The organism is Ectothiorhodospiraceae bacterium 2226 (genome assembly GCA_013348725.1).
In the GTDB taxonomy this organism is placed as follows: domain Bacteria; phylum Pseudomonadota; class Gammaproteobacteria.
Genome location: CP054689.1, coordinates 2,768,546 through 2,783,917 on the forward strand (window position 1 = coordinate 2,768,546; position 15,372 = coordinate 2,783,917).

15 protein-coding genes and 1 tRNA gene are annotated in these 15,372 nt (G+C 69.0%); 4 read left to right on the top strand and 12 right to left on the bottom strand.

Annotated features, from left to right (window positions below):
• Positions 1-9 precede the first annotated feature (9 nt).
• Positions 10-86: transfer RNA gene (locus HUS23_13405), tRNA-Arg, on the top strand.
• A 610-nt stretch (positions 87-696) separates the two neighbouring features.
• Here HUS23_13405 and HUS23_13410 read toward each other — a convergent pair.
• Positions 697-1,218, bottom strand: coding sequence for an acyloxyacyl hydrolase (locus tag HUS23_13410; GenBank protein QKT04735.1), 522 nt, complete (start codon positions 1,216-1,218; stop codon positions 697-699).
• Between the two features lie 316 nt (positions 1,219-1,534).
• Here HUS23_13410 and HUS23_13415 point away from each other — a divergent pair, with 316 nt between their 5' ends.
• Positions 1,535-2,365, top strand: coding sequence for a DUF3108 domain-containing protein (locus tag HUS23_13415; GenBank protein QKT04736.1), 831 nt, complete (start codon positions 1,535-1,537; stop codon positions 2,363-2,365).
• 35 nt (positions 2,366-2,400) lie between these two features.
• Here the strand turns inward: HUS23_13415 and HUS23_13420 are convergent, their stop codons facing one another.
• The 3 genes from HUS23_13420 to HUS23_13430 form a co-directional block, all read right to left on the bottom strand.
• Positions 2,401-3,165 (bottom strand): hypothetical protein, encoded by a 765-nt coding sequence (locus HUS23_13420; protein ID QKT04737.1) that lies wholly within the window; start codon positions 3,163-3,165, stop codon positions 2,401-2,403.
• Positions 3,166-3,230: 65 nt separating this feature from the next.
• Positions 3,231-3,680 carry a phage holin family protein gene (locus HUS23_13425; protein ID QKT04738.1) on the bottom strand — a complete coding sequence of 150 codons (450 nt, stop codon included), beginning with the start codon at positions 3,678-3,680 and terminating at the stop codon, positions 3,231-3,233.
• Between the two features lie 2 nt (positions 3,681-3,682).
• Positions 3,683-4,024, bottom strand: a complete 342-nt coding sequence (locus tag HUS23_13430) for a hypothetical protein (protein ID QKT04739.1) — start codon at positions 4,022-4,024, stop codon at positions 3,683-3,685.
• Positions 4,025-4,280: 256 nt separating this feature from the next.
• Here HUS23_13430 and HUS23_13435 point away from each other — a divergent pair, with 256 nt between their 5' ends.
• A complete protein-coding gene (locus HUS23_13435) occupies positions 4,281-4,730 on the top strand; it encodes a hemerythrin domain-containing protein (GenBank protein QKT04740.1) in 450 nt (149 codons plus the stop codon).
• 54 nt (positions 4,731-4,784) lie between these two features.
• Here HUS23_13435 and HUS23_13440 read toward each other — a convergent pair whose 3' ends face one another.
• From HUS23_13440 to HUS23_13450, 3 genes are all read right to left on the bottom strand, one after another.
• Positions 4,785-6,284 carry an NAD(P)H-dependent oxidoreductase gene (locus HUS23_13440; GenBank protein ID QKT04741.1) on the bottom strand — a complete coding sequence of 500 codons (1,500 nt, stop codon included), beginning with the start codon at positions 6,282-6,284 and terminating at the stop codon, positions 4,785-4,787.
• A 404-nt stretch (positions 6,285-6,688) separates the two neighbouring features.
• Positions 6,689-9,778: an error-prone DNA polymerase gene (locus HUS23_13445; GenBank protein ID QKT04742.1), complete on the bottom strand. Its 3,090-nt coding sequence runs from the start codon at positions 9,776-9,778 to the stop codon at positions 6,689-6,691.
• 131 nt (positions 9,779-9,909) lie between these two features.
• Positions 9,910-10,386 carry a DUF302 domain-containing protein gene (locus HUS23_13450; GenBank protein QKT04743.1) on the bottom strand — a complete coding sequence of 159 codons (477 nt, stop codon included), beginning with the start codon at positions 10,384-10,386 and terminating at the stop codon, positions 9,910-9,912.
• Positions 10,387-10,476: 90 nt separating this feature from the next.
• Between HUS23_13450 and HUS23_13455 the strand changes: the two genes are divergently transcribed.
• On the top strand, positions 10,477-11,235 hold the full coding sequence (locus HUS23_13455; protein ID QKT04744.1) for a class I SAM-dependent methyltransferase: 759 nt from the start codon (positions 10,477-10,479) through the stop codon (positions 11,233-11,235).
• A 43-nt stretch (positions 11,236-11,278) separates the two neighbouring features.
• Here HUS23_13455 and HUS23_13460 read toward each other — a convergent pair whose 3' ends face one another.
• The 5 genes from HUS23_13460 to HUS23_13480 all read right to left on the bottom strand — a co-directional run bounded on the left by HUS23_13460 (position 11,279) and on the right by HUS23_13480 (position 15,256).
• On the bottom strand, positions 11,279-12,727 hold the full coding sequence (locus tag HUS23_13460; GenBank protein ID QKT04745.1) for a DNA polymerase Y family protein: 1,449 nt from the start codon (positions 12,725-12,727) through the stop codon (positions 11,279-11,281).
• Positions 12,714-13,331, bottom strand: coding sequence for a translesion DNA synthesis-associated protein ImuA (gene imuA, locus HUS23_13465; GenBank protein QKT04746.1), 618 nt, complete (start codon positions 13,329-13,331; stop codon positions 12,714-12,716). The genes HUS23_13460 and imuA overlap by 14 nt, the downstream gene beginning before the upstream one ends.
• A 7-nt stretch (positions 13,332-13,338) precedes the next feature.
• Entirely contained in the window at positions 13,339-13,947 is a 609-nt protein-coding gene (gene lexA, locus HUS23_13470) for a transcriptional repressor LexA (GenBank protein QKT04747.1), read from the bottom strand.
• 104 nt (positions 13,948-14,051) lie between these two features.
• Positions 14,052-14,717, bottom strand: coding sequence for a deoxyribonuclease V (gene nfi / locus HUS23_13475; GenBank protein QKT04748.1), 666 nt, complete (start codon positions 14,715-14,717; stop codon positions 14,052-14,054).
• Positions 14,718-14,752: 35 nt separating this feature from the next.
• Positions 14,753-15,256, bottom strand: coding sequence for a DUF1269 domain-containing protein (locus tag HUS23_13480; GenBank protein QKT04749.1), 504 nt, complete (start codon positions 15,254-15,256; stop codon positions 14,753-14,755).
• Between the last annotated feature and the right edge of the window lie 116 nt (positions 15,257-15,372).

Consider the following 15,372-nt stretch of genomic DNA (forward strand, 5'->3'; position numbering starts at 1 on the left):
GCACTTTCCGCGCCCGTAGCTCAGCTGGATAGAGTACCTGGCTACGAACCAGGCGGTCGGAGGTTCGAATCCTTCCGGGCGCGCCATATCCGAACAATGAAGGGTCACCCCTCGCGGTGGCCTTTTTTTTGCGCCGAGCGCGCAGAGGATTCGAACCTCCGACTTCGAACAGCCGGTTCGACAAGCCGCCGAAGGCGGCGCAGAACGCCGGCGCGTAGCGCCGGCGACCCGCAGGGCGAGCCGCGCAGCGGCGAGTAGGACTTCCGGGCGCGCCATATCCGAACAATGAAGGGTCACCCATCGTGGTGGCCCTTTTCTTCGCCTGCGTGTCATGGAGCGGAAGGATTCGCGTGCCACTTCGGAGGCTGATGCCTGCCTTCCCTGGCGTTGTGTCGCCACTTCGATCCGGCCCCGGCCCGGCCATCCGTGGCCGGGCGTTCGCCTTTGAAGAGCCACGTTAAGTGGCTCTTCAAAGGCTCACCCTTCCGGGCGCGCCATATCCGAACAATGAAGGGTCACACATGTCGATGGTGGTCTTTTTTTCGCCCGCGTTTTGCTTAGCGGAAGGATGCGCGTGCGAGATTTTACGCGCGTGCCTGACATCGCTGGGCACCGCTGCGTTGACCCTCTGCTTCGTCAGTACGCGCGTCGTCCGCTGCGACCTAAGAGGTGAGGCTGCGGATTACATGCCGTGACTCAGAACCGCGCGCGGAGTTCGAAGGCTTGGACATTGTAGCCGTCGTTCGGGGAGTAGAGGCCGGCGTTGGAGGTGTGCTGGATGCGGTAGCCAGCGGCCACGTTGGCGCTGAGGCGTACGTAGGCGGCGGCGTGGGAGGTGAACTGCCAATTGCCGCCGAGGTCGCGGTCGCCGAGGCGGCGGTCGCTGATGTAGGTGGGGCCGGTGCCGACGCTGAGGCTGAGCGGGCCGGCGTGGTCGCGCGCCCACAAGGTGACGCCGGTACCGCCGTAACTGGTGGTCTGGCCGCCGCCGCTCAGGCGTCCGGCGTTCACCTCGAGATGGCTGGTCAGTCGCCAGCCCTGCGGGCCGCCCGCGCTCCAGGGTAGGCCGGTGCGGAAGTACACCTCCTGGCTATTGAAGGAGGTGCCGCCCCCCATGGTCGTGCCGGCCCGCACGCCCCAATCGACCGCGCCGGCGGGCACCCAGGATACCGCGAGCAACAGGGCTGCAGCGAGGGCGAGTAGCGGCGCCCGTCTCATCAATGCTGTCTCCTTTCATGCTGGTCGCGCGGGGCGTTTGCCCGCGGCCGCGCGTCAGGTGCCGGTGCTTGAACAACGGCTTAGTGGCAGATATGGCGTGCATCATCATAGACGGTCGGGGCGCGGATCGCCGCAGGGGAAGCTCTCCAACGAAAGTTGGTGACGGCGTTGTCTCAGGACGGCATGGGGGTTCCGCGCACGACCCGCTGGGCTGGTAAGCTACGTACCTAGTAAGACGCGCGGATGCCGCCGGCCGTTTCGGCGGGCGGCACGTGAGGGGAATTCATCGCAGCCCGCGCGTGTCAAGGAGGCTTCGATGCAGGTGTGGTTGAGGCGTGAACGAAGCACGCCGCCGGCGCGGCGCGGCCGCGGGTGGGTCGGCTTACGTTCGATTCTGTTCGGGCTGGCACTGCTGGCGTGGGGGTCGGCGCACGCGCTGCCCGATGCGTTCAGTGCGAGCTATGTGGCGAGTGCGCGCGGTTTCACACTGGGCTCTGCGCAGGTGGAGTTCTCTCGCGACGGCGGCAGTTATCGCTACAGTTCGGAATTGCGTCCTTCGGGGGTCGTGCGCCTGGCTTTCTCCGGCGGCATCCACGAGCTTAGCCGGGGCACGCTGACCGAGGACGGGGTGGCCTCCGAGGCCTACGATTATCGGCGGACGGGCCGCGATGGCCGCGAGGACACCATTCGGTTCGGGTCGAGCGGGGCGGTGATGAGCTACAAGGACCGCGTGCAGGCCTACCGACTGCCGGAGGTGACGGTCGACCCGCTTTCGCTACACCTCGCGCTGATGCGCGACGTGGCGGCGGGTGCGCAGCGCATGCGCTACGTGGTGGTGGAACCGCGCCGCGTCAAGGCCTACGAGGTGGAGGTGCGAGGGCGGGAGAGGATCCGCACCCCGAACGGTGAGTATGAGGCGGTGCGCGTGGACGTGGTGGGGGAGGCGACGTTGGACCGGCCCGCGACGTTCGATCTTCGCGCCGCCGAGCTACCGCCGGCGCGTGAGCAAACCACGTTCTGGTTCGCCCCGGAGCTGGATTACCTGCTGGTGCGCATGCAGCATGTGGACGAGGATGTGGGGGCGGCCACACTGGAACTGCGGGAAGAGCGCATCGACAGCCGGCTGAGCAAGCGTCCTGGGGAATAGCGCGTGCCACGCCTCGCCGGGGCAAGCCCGGATGGTCAAAAGTGCCGGGTGGCGCCGATCGTGAGGTAGTTGAACCAGGCGAAGTTGTAGACGTTGTCGTTGTCTACGCCGCCCTCTAGCATCCGGTAGCCGCCGAACAGCTGCCAGTCGGCATCCAGCTGGTAGGCGAGGCGCACGCCGAGGTCGAAGGCGCGCCCCTGAGGGGCGGCGAGACCGTCGAAGTCGAATTCGAGCTGCCATCGCGGCGTCAAAGCATATTCTCCGGCAAAATGCAGCAAGGGCACGAAGCCGATGTCGGTGTCGCGCGCGCTGCGACCGTCCTGCCGCAGGTGTACCTCGGCGTCACGCACCAAACCGGTGAAACCAATCCACAGGCGCCGGTCGTCCCGTTCGCTCAGCGCATAGCGCCAAGTGACGCGCGGGGCGTTGAACTGATAGCGCGCGCGGACAGGCCCAGCCTCGAAGTTCTCGCCGGCGAACGCCACCGGCTCGCTCAGCACCCCCGACTCGCTGATCGTCAGCGGTGCGTACACCAGCCGCAGACTGTGCCGCTCGGCGAGCGCGAAGTTCACGGTCACCCGCGTGTGCAGGAAAGGCCCTGCGCCGGTGATGTCGTCGAGCGCAAAGCGGTCACCGCTGTCTCCCGGGATGCGCACGTCGTTGCGACTCTGCCAGAGGGCCCCCGACTCGAGCACGACATGTTCGGATGCGCCCGCCCCAGCGGGAAGGAGGGTCGACACCAGCGTCGCGGCGACGCCGACGCCGATGCAGAAGGTGGTCGTTATGCGTGTGTGGGGCACGCAACGAACGATAGAGAAGGGGCCGGCATGCGTACCGGCCCCTTGCTCAGCCTCGGGGAGCAGTTCTACTGCAGCAATCGCCAAACCATGCGCCGCAAGCGTGGACTAACGCCGAACAGCAGCCCGGCCGCCAAGGCGCCCGCCGTCGCCGGCACCGCATGATGGCGGGCGTACTCCCCGGCCGCGCTCCCCAGTTCGGCCGCCTCCTCGCGCATATCGGGTATCGCCTTGCGCGGCGGTGGGGGCGGTTCGACCTTGGGCTCTTTCGTGATAAGCCCGCGCGCCGCCACCAACAGCAACAAGGCGGACACCAGAGCGACGGCGGCGGTTGCCGCCGCCGCCCAAGCCGCGTCCATGATCTCGGCGAAACCGAGGAAGATGGCGACATAGAGAAACGCTACCGCGAGCAGGGCGATGACGGCCCCCACCAGCGCGATAGCGCTACCCGTGGCAATGTTCACCGCCTTTTGTTTGGCGCGTTCGACCTCGAGGCTGAGGAACTCCGGGACCCGCATGCCTAGGACCGGCGATCCAGCAGAATACCGAGCAATAGGCCGACGCCGAACGAAGTGAGTACGCTGGCGACGGGCCGCTCCTCGATCTGCGCCTGCACCCGCTCCGCAGTCACGCGGGCCTGATCCTGGGCACGCCCTGCGGCTTCGCGCAGGTTCTGCATGGCCGCGTCGGTGCGGTTGGCGGCGATGTCGCGCATCGTGGCGCTGATCTGGGCAAACTCGTTGCGCAGCTGGGCGAGTTCACTCTGCATCTGGTTCAAATCCACTTCTTTTTTGACGTCCTGCGGGATCTCCTTCATGTGTTCTTTCGCCGCGTCGGTTTTCTCGCGAATGTTCTCAGCCATGCCCGATCCTCCGTGAAAGTGTGTGCCGCTCGCTTGGCGCCGCCTCGTGTGGCAAAAGTACGGCATGCCGGCCGCGCCGGTTTCACAAATATAGTCGGGGGCTTGCGGGCCTGCCAGCAGGCCCGCGCAAGGGCGGCGTGCTAGATTTAGCTTCAGCTCTGAGGCATCTGAGAGCCAGCAGCGGGCGCCGTTTTGCGGCCCCGCCCACCGGCACGGACGCCGGTTTGGTTCAACTCACACAAGGACGAGAGCGACTATGGAAATCTTTCAGCTGTTGAAGCAGGACCACAAGAAGGTCAGTACCTTGCTGAAACATCTCGCCGACACCAGCGAGGATGCGAAGGTGACGCGCAAGAAGAACCTCCAGGCGCTGGAGAATGAGCTCGAGGTGCACGCCCAGGTGGAGGAGCGCCTGCTCTATCCGAAGTTGCGCGAGTACGATGAGACCAAGGACGAGGCCGAGCACGGCATCGAGGAGCACGGCGAGATGCGCCAGGCGCTGCACGAGCTGATAGAGCTCGAGGTCGACGATCCGGATTGGATGGATCAGTTGATGGAGCTGAAGGACACCATCGAACACCACGTCGAGGAAGAGGAAGAGGAGCTGTTCCCCAAGGCCCGCAAACTGCTCGGCGGCGAACGCGCCGAAGAGATGGCCGATCGGGCGGAAGAGGAGAAGGCGTCAATCCAGCGGAGCATGCAGTAGTGATCCGGAGGCCGTCCCGGGACGGCCTCCTTCCTCACCGATCCCGCCCGTTCACTACACCAGATTCACCAGCGGCACCAGGCCGAACCACAGGATGAACGCCAGCGCCGTGGCGAGCACACCGTCGATGCGCGCCGGTAGGCGCCGCCGGCGTGCCAACCGCGCGAGTAACCACACCAGCAGGGCCGCATGGGGCACCACGAACCACGCCGCGTGCTCGAAACCCCGCACCCCGGCCCATTGCCATGTCAGCGCCAGGAAGGCGGCCGCGCCCGCCAGGCCAACCGCCAGCCACACCGCCCGCCGTCGGCCCAGGCGCACCACCAGCGTGGCCTTGCCCGCGCGTTGATCCGCCCAGTAGTCCGGCAGCCCCGCCAGGATGATCGCCGGCAGTACGGCGAGCAGCAGTGGCAGCGCGAGTAGCCAGGGCAACGGGTCGGTGAGCGAGCCGCCCTGAAAGACGTATCCGCAGAGGATGACGCCCAGGCTGTGGGTGACGCCCACGTCGAGTTCGCCCAGGCCGCGCCAGGCCAATTTCAGGGGCGGCGCGGTGTAGCCAATCGCGATTACCGTGAGGGCGATCAGCAGTACCAGGGCCGAACCGCTCGCGGCCGGTGTGGCCCACCAGAGCAGCGCCATCGCCGCGGCAGTGGCCGCGACCAAGCCGAGTATTGCGCGCCGCATCTGCGGGAAACTCACCGCGCCTTCCACCAGTACGCGCGAGCCGCCGCTGAAGGGGCTGTAGTGCCGGTTGCGCCGGTCACTGGGGTAGTCGTAGTAGTCGTTGATGAACACCGTGGTGGCCTCCAGCAGGAACAGCACCAGGAAGCCGATCCAGAAGGCGCTCCAGGAGAGGACGCCCTGCGAACTTGCGGCGAGGGCGCCCACGGCGTAGGCCAGCAGCGTCATGGGGTAGAACTGCAGGCGCAGCGCGCGCAGCCAAACGCCGATACGCGCGCCGAGCGTGGGGGCGGGAGCGCTGGGCAGCGCGCGCCCCTGCTCCTCGGCGCGCGTGAGCCAGGCGCGGCGCTGTGCCGCGGTGCTGCTGTTCACGGGGCCGAAGGTTCGCGTGTCGGTGGTGCGTATGCCGCAAAAGCCGAGCGTGGCGCGGCGCAGGCCGTTGGTGCCGGGCGCGCGCAGGATCCAGCGGTATACCCATGGCGGGGTGTCCATGGTGCTGATGAGCTGCGCCGTCTTGCCGCGCAGCAGGGGCTCGAAACCGGTGTGACGGGGGCGCTCGCGAAAGGCAAAGCCGGGCGTGAATACGCGGTCCAGAAAGCCCTTCAACAGCGCGGGCATGGTGCCCCACCAGTTGGGATACACGAACACCAGGTGATCGGCCCAGGCGACCGCCGCCTGTGCGCGCGCGAGGTCGGGTTCCAGCGGCTGCTGACGCGGCGAGGGCGTGTGGACGGTCGGGTCGAAGTCGATGTCGCCGAGGGCGATTTCGCGCACCGTCGCGCCGCTTTCGCGGGCGCCGCGCGCGTAGGCTTGCGCCAGCGCCGCGCACAGGCTGTCGTTGCGCGGGTGGCCGAGGATGACGAGTACCTTCATGGGGAGGAAGCCTAGCAGGCGGTTGAAGATCAGCCGGGTAGCGCGGTGCAGTATGTCCTGCCCGAAAAAAAAGCGCCTGCTTCGATGTCGCGCCAGCCCCAGGGCTTCGCCCGGGGCGTGTGCTAGCCTTTTAGGGAACTGGACTGATTCCAAGGAGGGAACTGTGCCGTACGTGATTCTGTGGTTGCTGGGTGTTCCGGCCTCGGTGTTGCTGCTGATCTGGCTGATTTTCTGATCGGCGCGGATCGGAAAACGCGAGCGCCTCGGCGCTCGCGTTTCTTTTTCCGAACCCACGCCATGAATAGCCGCGACTTCGGCGCGCGATTGCTGCGACACAGGGATGTGCCGCGGTTATCGCCGCGGGGTTTAATGAAGCAAAGCGATACCACTTGTTCGGACCTTTCTTAGTGGAAATCGCGCGAGCGCGTGAGCAGCGGGCCGAGGAGCGGCGTGCGGTCTTCCAGGCGATCGGCGATGAGGTGCATCACCTCGCCCTCGCGTTCGATCTTGCCGTGCACTTCGAGTAGGCGCGCGCCGAGCAGCGCGCGCCGGTGACGCTCGCCCACGCGCCGCCACACCACCACGTTCACGCTGCCGTGTTCGTCCTCCAGGGTAAGGAACACGGTGCCCGAGGCGGAGGAGGGGCATTGGCGGCTCACGACCAGACCGCTGTGCGTGACGCGGCGCCCACTGGGCGCCGCGCGCAGGGTGAGACTGTCCTTGATGCGCTGGCGCTGCAAGTGCGCGCGCAAAAAGGCGAGCGGGTGCCGACCCAGCGTGAGTCCGATCTGTGCGTAGTCAGCCACCACCTCATCCGCCTCGCTGGGCGGGGGCAGCAGCGGCAGGGCCTCCTGTACGGGGGCGTCGCATAACAGGGCGCTCGGCGGCTCCACCGCGAGCGTGGCCCAGCGCGCCTGGCGCCGGTGGCCTGCGAGGGCGACCAGGGCGTTGGCGGCGGCCAGGTGCTCGAGGTCGCCGCGGTCGAGCGCGGCGCGGTGGGCGAGGTCTTCCACGTCGCGGAAGGGGCGCTCGGCGCGCGCGCGCACCAGCCGTTCGGCCCCGGCTTGGCTCAGCCCCTTCACCATGCGCAGCCCCAACCGCAACGCGAGCCCTCCGCCCGGCGCCGGCTCCAGCGTGCAGTCCCAATCGCTCGACCTGACGTCCACCGCGCGCACCTCTACGCCGTGGCGCCGCGCGTCCTGCACCAGTTGCGCGGGCGCGTAAAAACCCATCGGCTGACTGTTCAAGAGTGCGCAGGTGAACGCCGCCGGTTCGTGGCACTTCAGCCACGCCGATACGTACACCAGCAGCGCGAAGCTCGCCGCGTGCGACTCGGGAAACCCATACTCGCCGAAGCCTTTAATCTGCTCCACGATCTGTTCGGCGAAATGTGCTTCGTAGCCGCGCGCGGCCATGCCCGTGCGCAAGCGCTCCTCGTAGGGTTCCAGCCCGCCCCGTCGGCGCCATGCGGCCATGGCACGGCGCAGGCCGTCGGCATCACCGGGCGAGAAACCCGCCGCCACCATGGCGAGCTTGATGACCTGCTCCTGAAAAATCGGAATGCCGAGCGTGCGCGCCAGCACGCCGCGCACCGCTTCGCTCGGGTAGCTCACCGGCTCCAGGCCCTGCCGACGGCGCAGGTAGGGGTGCACCATGTCGCCCTGGATGGGGCCGGGGCGCACGATGGCCACCTCCACCACCAGGTCGTAGAAGGTGCGGGGCTTCAAGCGCGGCAGCATGGCCATCTGCGCGCGCGACTCGATCTGGAACACACCCACCGTGTCGGCGCGCTGGATCATGCGGTACACCGCCGGGTCCTCCTGCGGCAGATTGGCCAGCGTGAGCTCGCGTCCGCGATGGCGCGCCACGAGATCGAAGGCGCGGCGGATGGCCGAGAGCATGCCGAGCGCGAGGCAGTCGATCTTGAGCAGCCCGAGCGCATCGAGGTCGTCCTTGTCCCACTGGATCACGGTGCGCTCCGCCATGGCGGCGTTCTCCACCGGCACCAGTTCGGCCAGCGGTCCGCGCGCGATCACGAAGCCGCCGACGTGCTGCGAGAGGTGGCGCGGGAAGCCCAGCAACTGACCCACCAATTCGAGCAGGCGCTGCACGACGGGATTGTCTGGGTCAAAGCCCGCCTCGCGCAGCCGCTGGGGCAAGAGCTCGCGCCGGTCCCACCACGCCAGGGAACTGGCGAGCCGGTCCACCTGATCGAGGTCCAGCCCGAGCGCCTTGCCCGCGTCGCGCAGCGCGCTGCGTGGGCGGTAGCTGATCACGGTGGCGGCCAGCGCGGCACGCTCGCGGGTGTACTTGCGGTAGAGGTACTGGATCACCTCCTCGCGGCGCTCGTGCTCGAAGTCCACGTCGATGTCGGGCGGCTCGTTGCGTTCGCGCGAGATGAAACGCTCGAACAGCATGTCGCTCTGGGCCGGGTCCACCGAGGTGATGCCGAGGCAATAGCACACCGCGGAGTTCGCGGCCGAGCCGCGTCCCTGGCACAGGATTCCCTGCTCGCGCGCGTAGCGCACCACATCGTGCACGGTGAGGAAGTAGGGCTCGTAGCGCAGTTCCTCGATGAGCGCGAGCTCGCGCTCGACCTGTTCGCGCACGCGCGGCGGCGGTCCCGCGGGCCAGCGCTGGGCGATGCCTTCCTCGGTGAGCTGGCGCAGCCAGTCGGCGGCGGTGCGCCCCGGCGGCACCAGTTCGTCCGGATACTCGTAGCGCAGTTCGTCCAGGCTGAAACGGCAGCGCGCGGCGACGCGCAGCGTCTCGGCCAGCAGTTCGGGCGGGTAGAGCTTGGCGAGACGCGCGCGCGGGCGCAGGTGACGCTCGCCGTTGGGATGGAGCGCATGACCCGCCTGATGGACCGGCACGGTAAGGCGTATCGCGGTGACGAGGTCCTGCAACGGGCGGCGCTCGGGCACGTGCATGTGCACGTCGCCCGCCGCCACCAAGGGCAGGCCGGTGGCCGCGCCCACGCCGCGCAGCTGTGCCAGGCGGCTGCGGTCCTGCGCGCCGTACAGGCGCGCGTAGGCGAGCCACCCGCGGCCGGGAAAGCGCGCGGCGAGCCAGGCGGCGTCGGCCTCTAGCGTCTGAGGATCCAGGCGCTGGGGAGGCACGAGCAGGGCGAGGCAGTGTTCCAGGCCGCTGTCGAAGTCGGGCGCGTGCAGGCTGTAGCTGCCCTTGGCGGCGCGCCGGCGCGCGCGCGTGATGAGGGTGCAGAGCTGGCCGTAGCCCGTGCGGTCCATGGCCAGCAACACCAGTTTGGGTCCGTCCTCGAGCTGGAACTCGCTGCCGATCAGCAGCTGGAGGCCGTGTTCCTTGGCCGCGACGTGGGCGCGCACCACCCCTGCCACCGAGCATTCATCGGTGAGGGCCAGGGCGCGATAGCCCAGCGTGGCCGCCTGCGCCACCAGCTCGTCGGGGTGCGAGGCGCCGCGCAGGAAGGTGAAGTTACTGAGGCAGTGCAGCTCGGCGTAATCGGGCGCGGGCATGGGAACCTGGTGGTTTGCGTTCGACCACGGAGAGCCGTGGCCGGGATACTGTAAAGATATACAGTATCCCGGCCGCCCGCAATGCGCTGCCCGCGCGCGCCCGGCGGCGCGCGCGCTTCCTCTAGCCCAGGCTAGATATCACCCTCGGCGCCCGCCTGCATGATCTCCTGCAGCACGTCGCGCACCTGCTCGGCCTCGCTGCGCAGCTCGGCCGACAGGCCGCCCATCTCGATCAGCGGGTTCAGGTCCATCATGACCAGCCAGAACTGGCCCTGCGGGTCCTCCACCAGGGCGATACGGCAGGGCAGGTAGGCCGCGAACAAGAGGTCGTGCTCGACCATCTTCTGCGCCGTGACCGGATCGCAGAACTGGAAGATCTCCATGCGCCGCGTCTCGAGCCCCATGGCCTCGAGTTGCGCGGACAAGGGAAGTTCGCCGACCAGCGCCATGTTGAGCGTGTTGGCGCGCAGCTTCATGGACTCGATCGCATCGTCCGCGCTGACGCCCTCGGCCACCGGCATACTCACCACGCTGTCCTCGAGGGGCGATGCGGCCAGCAAAGGAACGCTGAACAGCAACAGCAGCAACCCAATTATGCGCTTGTGCATGGGACACCTCTTGGGATAAGGATCATTAGCTTCAGACTAGCTGAGCGCGCCGGGGCTGTCGGGTTAGGCGGGCGCTATCGAGGGGGCCGCATGAGCGAGTTTCCGGATCACTTTTCCGCGCGCGCCGGTGCGTACGCCGCGTTCCGCCCGCGGTATCCCGATGCGCTGTTCGCGTTCCTGGCGCAGACCTGCCGGGCGCGCACGCTGGCCTGGGACTGCGCCACCGGCAACGGCCAGGCCGCCGTGGGCTTGGCGGCGCATTTTCCGCGCGTGCTCGCCACCGACGCGAGCGCCGCGCAGATCGCGCAGGCGCAGGCGCACCCTCGTATCGCGTATCGAGTGGCGCGCGCCGAGGCCAGCGGACTGGCCGACGCCAGCGTCGATCTCCTAACCGTCGCGCAGGCCCTGCACTGGTTCGACCTGCCGGCGTTCTACGCCGAAGCGCGGCGTGTGCTCAAACCGCACGGCGTGATCGCGGTGTGGACCTACGGCGCGTTTCGTTTCGAGAGCCGCGCGCTGGACGCGCTGATGCAGGATTTCTACGCCAACACGCTCGGCCCGTACTGGCCGCCCGCGCGCGTGCATGTGGAAACGGGCTATCGCCGGCTTGCCTTTCCCTTTGAAGAGTTCGGCGCGCCCGCCTTTACGCTCGATGCGCGCCTCACGCGCGAGGCGTTGCTGGGCTATCTCGGCACCTGGTCCGCGGTGGGACGCTTCAAGGCGCAGCGGGGATGGGATCCGGTGGAGGAGCTGGCGACGCAGTTGGATGCGGTATGGGGCGAGGCCGTCGAACACAGCGTTCGGTGGCCGTTGAAGCTGAGAGTAGGCTGGGCGGATGCGAAGGCGTAGCGCTTCGGCGGACGTACACGTCGAGACAATGTCGCGCGGGTACTTACGCCCACACGCCCTGTATGAACCACGGCGCGTCGGGGCGGCGTTCGCGGTACAGCCACACCCGCGCCCCGTCGAGTGTGCGCGCGACGAAATAGTCGCGCGCGGCGGCGTGATCTTCCCACCAGCCGGTCTCGATGCGTTCGGGGCCATGCAGCAGGGTGAGCGGGGCACCCTCGAGGCAGGGCGCGCCGCGGTGAGTGGACAGCGCGCGGGGCGGATCGACCAGCCACAGGGGGCGCGGCGGGTATTCGGGAGCCGCGATGTGCGTGCCGGGCGCCGCGGCGCGCCAGGCACACTCGGGGCGGTGGTCGGGCAGTGGGGCGAGGCCATGCACGGCGTCTTCGCCCAGGCGCGCGCGCAGGCGTTCCACCAGTGCCTGCCAGTCCTGATGCGCGACCTTGGGGGCGGCGAACAGGTCGCGGTGTTCGGCGGCCAGGGGAACCAAGTGCTCGACCCGCAGGGTGAGGGCCTCGATCGGTGCGGCGAGGGTGAGGCGCTCCAGGTGTTCGCGGGTGAGGGCGAGCAGGTGCGCCGGGTCGCGACTGGGGGCGACCAGACCGATGTCGAGTTCGGTACTGCCGCCGCCCTGATGCCACAGCCCAACATGCAGGCGCTGCGCGGCGGCGCCGCGCCCGAGTAAAAAGCCTTCCAGGCCGAGCAGCAGGCGGCGCAGCGGAAACAGCAGCGCCTCGCAGTTGGCGATCTCCACCGGCAGCGGCAGGCGCGCGTCGAAACGCGCGGGCGGCTCGAAACGGGGGCGCGGATCGGGGCGGGTGCCGAGCATACGGTCGAGCAGGTCCACGAGCTCGGCGCCCAGGCGTCGCGCCAGCCCCGCCCGCGGCAGGCGCAGACAGTCGCCGATGGAGCGCAGTCCCAGCCCGCGCAGGGCGGCGAGGCGTTCCGCGGCCAGGGGCAGCCGTTCCAGCGGCAACGGACGCAGGGCGCCCGCCAGCGTTTCGTGCGTCAGTACCGGAGCCTCGTGGCCGGCACAGGCGAGTAGCCAGGCGCCCAGTGGCGTGGGGGCCAGGGCCTGCACGTAGGCGTGGCCGAGCGCCTCGAGGCCGCCGAGCAGGCGCTGGTGCAGCGGCGCGATCCCGCCGAACAGCCGCAGGCTGCCTTCGACTTCCAGCAGCAGGGCATCGGGTGGCTGCAGGCTCACGGCGGAGGTGAACTGCGTGGCCCACAGCGCCAGCTCGCCCAGGGCCTGTGCTTCGGCGGCGTGGTCGCGCGGACGGATCTGCAACTCGGCGCACAGCGCCAGCGCGGCGCTGACCGCCATGCCCGCGTACACGCCCTGGGCGCGCGCGCAGGCGTTGCAGTCGTGCACCCAGCGGCGGCTGCCGTGGCTTTCGTATACCGCGAAGGGCAGACGCTCGAACAGCTCCGCCTCACCGCGGGTGTAGACCTCCAAGGCGAGGCGCGGCAGACGCAGGCTAACCCACAGCATGACGCGGATAGGTCACGGCGCCGGCCGCCCGCCCGCCGCGGCGTTTGAGGACGTGCAGCGTAAGCCCGTCCGGTGTGGCTTCCAGGCGCAGCCGCAGGGCGGCCGGCGAGGGTGTTTGCGCGGCCTCCAGCGGACGCAGCAAAAACCCGGCGGCCCCGCCCGCCTCAGCCGCCAGCTGCAGGCGGCGCAGGGCGCGGGTGTCGGCGCGCAGGGGCCAGCCGAGCACGGCGCCGCACACGCGCGAGCGCAGTGCCTGCTCCTGGGCCCACAGGGCCTCCTTGGGCTCGCTTGGGCGCACCAGCAGGAAGGTGTCGAGCGCGATTCCCGCCTGCGTCAGCGCGGGGGGATAGGGCAGATAGGGCGGCGCTACCCAGCATTGCCAGTGGCCCGCGCGGCTGAGCGCGGCGAGGGTGGGCAGCAGCAGGGTCAGTTCGCCGATGCCGTGCGTGGGCAGCAGCAACTCGGTGAGGGCACCGCGCGGCCAGCCGCCGCCCAGAGCTTCGTCCAGTGTCGAGTTGCCGGTCGGCACGACGGCGGCGGTCGGCGGCGCCTGCCCGCCGCCGCGCCAGATGTCGGTCCGGCTCAGCAGGGACTCCAGGCTCATCGGGGGCTCACAGGACGTGGCCGTGGCGGATCACCCCCACCCCGACGCCTTCGATGGCGAAGGCTTGGCGGGCGAGATGCACCACGATGGGCTCGAACTCGGGATTCTCGGGCAGCAGGTGCACGACGTTGCCCTGGCGGCGGTAGCGTTTCACGGTGACCTCGTCATCCAGACGGGCCACCACGATCTGGCCGTTCTCGGCGGTGGGGGTGCGGTGCACGGCGAGCAGGTCGCCGTCCAGGATGCCGGCATCGCGCATGCTGGCGCCCTGCACCCGCAGCAGATAGTGGGCACGCGGAGTGAAGAGTGCGGGATCGAGACGGTAGTGACGCTCGATGTGTTCCTGGGCGAGCAGCGGACTGCCGGCGGCCACACGGCCCACCACCGGGAGGCCGCCCGCCTCGCCGCCCAGTACGCGGATGCCGCGCGAGGTGCCGCCCACGAGTTCGATGGCGCCCTTGCGTGCGAGGGCCTTCAGGTGTCCCTCAGCGGCATTCAGCGAGCGAAACCCCAGGGCCTGGGCAATCTCGGACCGGGTGGGGGCCGAGCCGGTGCGCTCGACATGCGACTGAATGTATTCCAGGACTTCCAATTGTCGGGGTGTCAGCGTCTGCACGCGCGGCCCTCTTTGTCGCCATTACTGTAATTTTATACAGGTACGCGGCGCCGCGCTGCAAGGGGTCGGCTCCCAGAATGAGGCGCCGGGGACGAAGGGCGGGGCTAACCCGAGGCCAGCCGGTGGGCCAGGCGGGCGGGCTCAGGCAGTCGGAAGCGCGGCGCGGTGCGCAGCACCCAGGCGATGGCGGTGGGCAGGCTGATGCGGTGGCCGATGGAGACGTACACGGGCTGCACGCCGGTGCGGGTGCGCAGCACCGCGCCCACTTGTTCCTCGCGGTGGTAGAGCGGCACCCAGGCGCCGCGCTCGGTGGGGACCGGGTCATGGGTGCCGAGCAGGCGGCTTTTCGCCACGCCGATGCTCGGCAGGTCGGTGATCACGCCCAGGTGGCAGGCCAGGCCGAAACGGCGCGGATGCGCCAGCCCCTGGGCGTCGCACAGCAGCAGGGCCGGCGGGGTGCTCAGCTGCGCCAGCGCCTCCAGTACCGCGGGCAGTTCGCGGAACGAGAGCAGGCCGGGCACATAGGGAAAACGGGTCGGCAGCCGCGCCACCGCGTGCTCGAGGGGGATCAGCGTGTCGGCGTCCACCACCGCCACGGCGGCGCGTGTGGTGCGGCCGCTATCTTCGAAACCGACGTCCACGCCCGCCACGCGGCCCACCGCCTCGGGCAGCCGGTCCACGGCCACTACCTGCGCGCGCAGCGCCTCTTGCAGGGCGATGGCCTCGCGCGTGGTGGTCGGCCAAGCGGGAGAAGAGGCGCGTGTGGTCACGCGCCGGCGAATCTAGCCAAGGCTGGCCTGGCGGGCTACGGGAACGCCGGAATGGTGGGTTCCGTACCGGAGATCTCCGCTTCCGGGTGGTGTTTCTTGATCAGCGAGGAGATCTCGTCCACCCGCTCCTTGGGGACGTCCGCCATCAACAACAACTCCCCGCGCTCAATGGCCGATTCGAAGCTGCGCAGGCGCCGGTTGGGCACCGAGGTGCTGATCATGCCGGAGGCCCAGCCGCCGAGCACCGCGCCCACCAAGGCGCCGACGATGATCGCCGCGCCATACGACACCTGCAGCACCCAGGCGGCAAAGATGCCTAGGATGGCGCCGGTGGCCGCACCCACGGCGACGCCCTGGCCCGTGCCGTACACGAAGTCGCTGCGCTGGAACACGGAGGTGCGCGGCAGATCCGCGGGCACGGCGTCGCGTTTGCCGAGCACGTGGATGTGGTCCTCGTCCACCCGTGCCAGCAGCAGATCGTCCACCACCTGCCGGGTGACCGGAACGTCCGGTAGCAATACGTACAGTCGTCGTCTCATGGAACCCTCCTTTCTGACGAGCAGAAACGGGTTGGTCCGACTCCGAATCGAGCCCCTAATGCGCTAAATATAGTCAATGCTGCGGGATTTCGCGCAAAGATGCGCCGCGGTCAGAA

What these genes read in the sequence shown, in the direction of transcription:
- HUS23_13410 (QKT04735.1), bottom strand. Translation starts at nt 1,218, where the DNA reads ATGAGACGGGCGCCGCTACTCGCCCTCGCTGCAGCCCTGTTGCTCGCG.
- HUS23_13415 (QKT04736.1), top strand. Translation starts at nt 1,535, where the DNA reads ATGCAGGTGTGGTTGAGGCGTGAACGAAGCACGCCGCCGGCGCGGCGC.
- HUS23_13425 (QKT04738.1), bottom strand. Translation starts at nt 3,680, where the DNA reads ATGCGGGTCCCGGAGTTCCTCAGCCTCGAGGTCGAACGCGCCAAACAA.
- HUS23_13430 (QKT04739.1), bottom strand. Translation starts at nt 4,024, where the DNA reads ATGGCTGAGAACATTCGCGAGAAAACCGACGCGGCGAAAGAACACATG.
- HUS23_13435 (QKT04740.1), top strand. Translation starts at nt 4,281, where the DNA reads ATGGAAATCTTTCAGCTGTTGAAGCAGGACCACAAGAAGGTCAGTACC.
- HUS23_13440 (QKT04741.1), bottom strand. Translation starts at nt 6,284, where the DNA reads ATGAAGGTACTCGTCATCCTCGGCCACCCGCGCAACGACAGCCTGTGC.
- HUS23_13445 (QKT04742.1), bottom strand. Translation starts at nt 9,778, where the DNA reads ATGCCCGCGCCCGATTACGCCGAGCTGCACTGCCTCAGTAACTTCACC.
- HUS23_13450 (QKT04743.1), bottom strand. Translation starts at nt 10,386, where the DNA reads ATGCACAAGCGCATAATTGGGTTGCTGCTGTTGCTGTTCAGCGTTCCT.
- HUS23_13455 (QKT04744.1), top strand. Translation starts at nt 10,477, where the DNA reads ATGAGCGAGTTTCCGGATCACTTTTCCGCGCGCGCCGGTGCGTACGCC.
- HUS23_13460 (QKT04745.1), bottom strand. Translation starts at nt 12,727, where the DNA reads ATGCTGTGGGTTAGCCTGCGTCTGCCGCGCCTCGCCTTGGAGGTCTAC.
- imuA (QKT04746.1), bottom strand. Translation starts at nt 13,331, where the DNA reads ATGAGCCTGGAGTCCCTGCTGAGCCGGACCGACATCTGGCGCGGCGGC.
- HUS23_13480 (QKT04749.1), bottom strand. Translation starts at nt 15,256, where the DNA reads ATGAGACGACGACTGTACGTATTGCTACCGGACGTTCCGGTCACCCGG.